Source organism: Phyllobacterium sp. (genome assembly GCF_037994405.1).
Classification (GTDB): Bacteria; Pseudomonadota; Alphaproteobacteria; order Rhizobiales; family Rhizobiaceae; genus Phyllobacterium.
Genome location: NZ_JBBNAN010000350.1, coordinates 1 through 4,736, shown reverse-complemented (window position 1 = coordinate 4,736; position 4,736 = coordinate 1). Strand labels below are relative to the sequence as shown.

Here is a 4,736-nt window from a genome sequence, read left to right as displayed (position 1 = left end):
GAGGTAGACCGCCTGACGGACGAAAGTGGGCGCTGTCGATCCGATCGGTCCTGTCAGTAGCCGCCACTGGCCATTACGGTCCGCCTCTTCGAGTTCGACGAACTGGACGTCCTGTTTCATTTCGGCCATCTCGGGCCTGACGAATATCTGGAGCATCTCGATCTGATCGCCGCCGACCACTTCTTCCTCGTGAGAGAAGCCGTGGCCAGCGTTCATGACCATCAGACGGTCTGAGGAGATGACCTCGCTTCGTCCGGCGGAGTCGGTGTGCTTCATACGGCCTGCGCGTATGTAGCTGATGATCTCGTCGTTGCGGTGCTCGTGCATCTTCACGACGAGGCCAGGCTGGAGTTTCGCATGATCGATCGTTCCAAGCCCGCCAAACCCTGCGTCATCCTGCTGTCCCAACATGATGCCGGGACGGATTCGGCGGAGCTGGAACGGTCCGTGCGCCCGCTGCTGATGGGTTTCGGGTGGTACGATACCGATCCACTTGATCGGAGTTGTTTTTGTGGTCATGTCTTTGCTTCTTTCGTCGCGCAGGGCGCGATAACGGTCACGACTTGATGGGCGGAAGGACTTCGGTGAACAGCAACTGGATGAGCTTCTGCCCGTCCTCCGTGCCCCAGTTCTGGGCGAGTTCGGCGATGACGGTGTTCGTCGCCGTCAGGATGACGCCTGCATCCTGCATGCGGCGGCGGGACATATCTTCGGAGAGATCGAAGGGCGAACCCGAAGCGTCCATGACGGCCTGCACGTTGTAACCTTCACCAACGGCGTCGATCGCGGGGAAGACCAAGCAGACGTCGGTCGTGACGCCAGCCATGATCAGGTTCTTACGCCCTGTCGCTTCAACCGCGGCCCTGAAGTTGGCGTCGGTCCAGGCGTTGACGATGCCTTCGCGCTTGACCCGCTTCTCGAAGGCCTCGGGAAGGATTTCCTGCAGTTCCGGCAACAGTGGACCCTGAACCCGGTCTTCCTGGCTGGACGTTAGCACGGTCGGGATGCCCAGGATGCTGGCGGCCTTGGCCAGCGCCAGCGACATGCGCTTGGCCTGATCGACGTCGATGTTCTTGATCAGTTGCATCGTGCCGACTTGATGGTCGATCAGAAGCAGCGCGGAATTTTCAGGTGTGAACAGTTTGGACATGATGTGATCTCCTTGTTTGAAGAGCGTCATCGCTCGCCAGTGAAAGTAGGGGTGGAACGATAGACTGGGGAGACTTGAAAAGTGCGCACGTCATGTTCCATTTATGAAACATGAAGACATTTGGAGATTTCGACGGCCTCGCGCTGTTCATTCGCATCGCCCAGGCCGGGGGTTTGGCTGCGGCCGAACGCGCCACTGGCATTCCCAAGGCCACGCTTTCGCGCAGGCTTTCGGCGCTGGAGGAGGCCTTGAACGTGCGCCTCGTCCGGCGGACCAAGAAGGGCGTCATGCTGACCGAACACGGGCAGCAGCTCTACGACCGAAGCCATGAGGCGTTCATGCTAGCCGAGGAAGCGGTCGCCGGGGTCCAGGACGAGAAAGTCGCGCTGTCGGGGACCGTCCGGCTCTCCTTGCCGCCCGACATGGCGACGCAGGTCCTCGCCCCCGCACTGATCAGTTTCAAGTCTCGCTATCCGGACGTGATGATCGAGATGACGCTTGCCGACCGTAGGGTGTCTTTGATCGAGGAAGGTTATGACCTGGTTGTCCGTATGGGTTCGGTCGCCGACTCGGGTTTGGCGTTCAAGAAGATCGCGAGCCTCCCCCGAACGCTCGTCGCCAGTCCTAAATATGTGGCAGAAAATCACGATATTAAGGAGCCGCAAGACCTGCACGATGTTCCTGCGCTTGCGATCAGGCGCGATTTGGTTGAGTGGAATTTGCGAAACCGTGACGGCGTAACGACGACCGTCACCCCTAAAATTGGGTTTGCGGCGAACCGGCAGACCATCCTAATCGATGCCGCGGTGGCAGGACTCGGCATCGTCAACCTGCCGAACTTCATGATCGAGACAGAACTGAAATCCGGAACTCTCGTCCGCGTCTTGCCGGACTGGGAGCCGTCACCTGTCGAGATGACTGCCCTCTGGCAGAAAGACCGTATCACGGGGCGACTGATCAAAGCGATTGTGGCCGAGTTCACCGAAGCGTTCAAAATAGGGCAAGCGTCGCCTTAGATAGATTCGAAGTCGATAAATTCTTCGCTTCTTCCCCACTTCGATATGTCCACGTCTGCAACGGTCGCAATGACGGCTTGTGGGCCCAAAGCGGCCGCCTCCTGTCGAGGGCTTTTTGTTGACTGCGTTACTCGGAGACATCGGTCCTCTGCAGCATCGGGAAATGCACAAGAACTTTCTGCTACGCGCATGCCGCCAAAAATGTTAATGGAGGCAAGGGGCGGTTTCGTCGAGGGGACATGCGCCGCCTCAGTAGAGGGAATGCGTCGTGCCAATCGCCACCGTGTCCAGCCGGATGCTCGCCGTCACCGAGGAAATGCGCACAGTCATGGATTTTGCGCGAAACGTCCTGGAGGGCGACGGCCTGGGGCCCGATGCCTGCGATTTCATGTTCGGCAATCCGCAGGAAACGCCGTTGCGTGGATTTGTCGATGCATTGATCCGCCACGTCGAGCCACAGGATGTTCACTGGTTCGGTTATAAAAAGTACGAAGCGCTGGCGCGCGAAACGGTGGCCCGTTCGCTTAGCCAGGCGCGAAGCCGGGACTACAAGCCAGACGACATTGCGATCACCGCGGGAGGGTTCGGCGCGATAGCGGCTGCGCTGCTCGCCGTGCTCGAGGTGGGAGAGGAGGTCATCTATCCGCGTCCCGGCTGGTTCGCCTATGGAGCCCAGATTCGCGGCGCGGCAGGGACACCCGTCGCCGTCGACCTAGCACCGGGAACCTATGACCTCGATCTCGAAAGGATCGAGGCAGCGATCACCCCGCGCACCCGCGTGGTGGTGGTCAACACGCCGCACAACCCGACCGGCCGCATCTTTCCCCGCGCTCAACTCGACGCGCTCGCCGACAAGCTCGCGGCCGCGTCCGAAAGATTTGGCAAGGTGATTTATCTCCTTGCCGACGAGCCCTATGCGCGACTGGTGTTTGACGGCCATGCTCATATCAGTCCGGCCGAGAGCTACCCGCACACGCTGATCGCCTATTCCTTCGGCAAGACCTTACTCGCGCCCGGCGAGCGCCTGGGCTGGCTCGCACTCGGGGCGGACATGCCCGAGGCCGATCGCATAAGGCTGCGCGAGGCTGTCGACATGGCGCAGGTTTCGCACGGTTGGGCTTTCGCCGGCCGTACGCTGCAGCGGGCACTGCCTGATCTCGAGAAGCTCAGCATAGATGTCGCAGTCCTCGCGCGGCGCCGCGATCGCATGGTCGAAGGTTTGAGGGCAGCGGGATACGACCTGCCGGTGCCTGAAGGTACCTTCTATCTCATTCCACGCTCCCCAATACCGGACGACATGGCCTTCGCGGCACGTCTCGCAACTGATGGTGTCTGGGTGCTGCCCGGCAGCGTCGCCCAATTGCCTGGACGTCTGCGGATCAGTTTGACTGCAAACGATGGCATGGTGGAACGCTCTTTGCCCGTTTTTGCGCGAGCGATCCGCGAAGTTGCAGCCTAACTCCTGGCGAGCAGGAGCTCACACAAGGGCTGCTGACGTCGGATCGGACACATTTAGTCCGCTTGTGGCGCGAAGCGGGTCCTCACCTGATCTCGGTCAAAACCCTGAAGCGAGAGGTCTGAATAATTTTACTTCAATGACAGCTCAATCTGGTGTCGGATTGGCAAAGCCTCGTTCGTCCTTAGGGCCGTATATTCCGTCAATTCGAAGAGCGAAAGGACCATCCAATGACAAAGAACACGATCTGCCTGTGGTACGACAAAGACGCCGAGGCTGCCGCCCGCTTCTACGCAGAGACTTTTCCCGACAGCGCATTGGGTGCCGTCATTCGTGCACCTGGTAATTATCCAGAGGGTAAGCAGGGAGACGTATTGGTTGTTGAATTCACCGTTGCGGGTATTCCTTGTATCGGCCTGAACGGCGGTTCCGCGTTCAAACACAACGAAGCCTTCTCATTTCAAATCGCAACTGACGATCAGGAAGAAACCGACCGCTACTGGAACGCCATTGTCGGCAATGGTGGCCGGGAAAGTGACTGTGGCTGGTGCAAAGACAAGTGGGGTGTGTCCTGGCAGATCACACCGCGCGTTCTGACCGAAGCGCTCGCGGCAGGCGGTGATCAAGCAAAGCGTGCTTTCGATGCGATGATGACCATGAGGAAGATCGACGTTGGGGTGATCGAAGCGGCTCGGCGCGGCTGAGGCACCATCGCGTCGGGCGGGATTTTTTGCCAGAGCGTCCGCTTCTGGCCGCCCTTGACCCATTAGAGAACAGTATCGGCGGCGCAAAGCGGACATTCCAAGCGACGGTTTTGATCGGTAACGGACATTCAGAAACATCTCGCTGAATTGGCATCGGCGATTGTTGTAACCGTAACGTACTTGTGCTCACAGCGGCGGGTGCTCGAAGCTTGCTATGCGAGTGGGCTTGGTAAGGCGTCAAACCGCCAGCGCGGCGCTGTGGGCCGGACGATTCTTGGAGGAGTATCGTGGATAACCAGATCAAACACGCACCTGATTTCGGTCTTGCAGGAAAAGTGACGTTGGTGACAGGTGCGTCACGCGGGATAGGCCGAGCATGCGCTCTTGCATGCGCTGCAGCAGGCTCCGAC

5 protein-coding genes and 1 pseudogene are annotated in these 4,736 nt (G+C 59.3%); 4 read left to right on the top strand and 2 right to left on the bottom strand.

The annotated features are described in order from the left end of the window. Both AAAC48_RS19435 and AAAC48_RS19430 read right to left on the bottom strand, forming a co-directional pair. Positions 1-519: pirin family protein (locus AAAC48_RS19435; protein ID WP_340655763.1), on the bottom strand; the 519-nt coding region annotated here is incomplete at its 3' end. Between the two features lie 37 nt (positions 520-556). Further along, entirely contained in the window at positions 557-1,150 is a 594-nt protein-coding gene (locus AAAC48_RS19430) for an isochorismatase family protein (RefSeq protein WP_340655762.1), read from the bottom strand. A gap of 110 nt (positions 1,151-1,260) precedes the next feature. On the opposite strand from AAAC48_RS19430, the gene AAAC48_RS19425 reads away from it, so the two are divergent. The 4 genes and pseudogenes from AAAC48_RS19425 to AAAC48_RS19410 all read left to right on the top strand — a co-directional run. Then, positions 1,261-2,166, top strand: coding sequence for a LysR family transcriptional regulator (locus AAAC48_RS19425; protein ID WP_340655761.1), 906 nt, complete (start codon positions 1,261-1,263; stop codon positions 2,164-2,166). 268 nt (positions 2,167-2,434) lie between these two features. Further along, the gene (locus tag AAAC48_RS19420; protein ID WP_340655760.1) at positions 2,435-3,625 is read left to right on the top strand and encodes an aminotransferase class I/II-fold pyridoxal phosphate-dependent enzyme; all 1,191 of its coding nucleotides are present in this window, start codon (positions 2,435-2,437) and stop codon (positions 3,623-3,625) included. Between the two features lie 227 nt (positions 3,626-3,852). Continuing rightward, on the top strand, positions 3,853-4,326 hold the full coding sequence (locus tag AAAC48_RS19415) for a VOC family protein (protein ID WP_340655759.1): 474 nt from the start codon (positions 3,853-3,855) through the stop codon (positions 4,324-4,326). Positions 4,327-4,625: 299 nt separating this feature from the next. After that, positions 4,626-4,736 (top strand): annotated as a pseudogene (locus AAAC48_RS19410) (3-oxoacyl-ACP reductase); the annotation flags it as partial.

Coding starts and splice junctions, on each gene's coding strand:
- AAAC48_RS19430 (WP_340655762.1), bottom strand. CDS start 1,150: ATGTCCAAACTGTTCACACCTGAAAATTCCGCGCTGCTTCTGATCGAC.
- AAAC48_RS19425 (WP_340655761.1), top strand. CDS start 1,261: ATGAAGACATTTGGAGATTTCGACGGCCTCGCGCTGTTCATTCGCATC.
- AAAC48_RS19415 (WP_340655759.1), top strand. CDS start 3,853: ATGACAAAGAACACGATCTGCCTGTGGTACGACAAAGACGCCGAGGCT.